Source organism: Wolbachia endosymbiont of Tuta absoluta (assembly GCF_059414725.1).
This window is the reverse complement of sequence record NZ_JBNRJY010000459.1, coordinates 1-823: the sequence shown is the minus strand read 5'-3', so window position 1 is coordinate 823 and position 823 is coordinate 1. Positions and strand designations below refer to the sequence as shown.

Annotated in this window: 1 protein-coding gene; it reads right to left on the bottom strand. The window is 48.7% G+C overall.

The window, feature by feature from the left end:
• Nucleotides 1-823: reverse transcriptase domain-containing protein (locus ACJ5GX_RS04990; RefSeq protein WP_495292767.1), on the bottom strand; the 823-nt coding region annotated here is incomplete at both ends.

The window sequence follows — 823 nt, the reverse complement described above, 5'->3', positions numbered from 1 at the left end:
ACGAATAAGAACACAAGGAACCCTGAGGAACTCCGGCATCAATGGCCATAAGGTCAGAGGAGCAGCCGTCAACGACTACTCTGATGGACCGTTCACTAAGGAAGTCTGAAATCCAAGTACAAAAATCAGCTGGGATGCCATTAGCAGGAAGCTTGTTGAGAAGACTTGCATGCCAGACCCTGTCAAAAGCCTTCGAGATATCGAGTGAAACGGCAAGTGCTTCGACGATTTTCTCGATGGCTTCGCCCCAGCAGTGCAAGACATACACAAGAAGATCACCAGTAGACCGCCCCCGGCGAAAGCCATATTGACGGTCACTGAGATGATCATTGACCTTGCAAAGGATGGAGGTAATAGCAATTGGACGGTAATGGGCAGGGTCAGCACGGTCGCCCTTTACATTAGCAAGCTTCCAGGTCCCCCATACCGTTCTTTCTTTAAGAGAGAGGCGGAACAAGCGTGTCAGCACAGGAGACAGTTCAGGCGCACATAGTCTTAACACTCTCGCTGGTATGCCATCAGGTCCGCTGGCTTGGTTCACGTCTAGACTGCACAATACTCTTCGAACCTCTTTAGTGTGTACTGCAATCTCCGACATCGAAGAATCGCAACGAGGTACAGTAGGTGGTTGCTTGGTGCCAGCGTCCAGACTTGAGTTGCTTGCAAACAGGGACGCAAACAAATTTGCCTTCTTACTTGCAGAGTGAGCCAGTGATCGATCTATGATATAGCCTATCCAATTGTTACCAGCTTCTGTTCCTCCAATCTGCGCTCCTTTCATGAATACTATTTTTTCAGTTGGTGAAGAAGGAGATAGTGAATC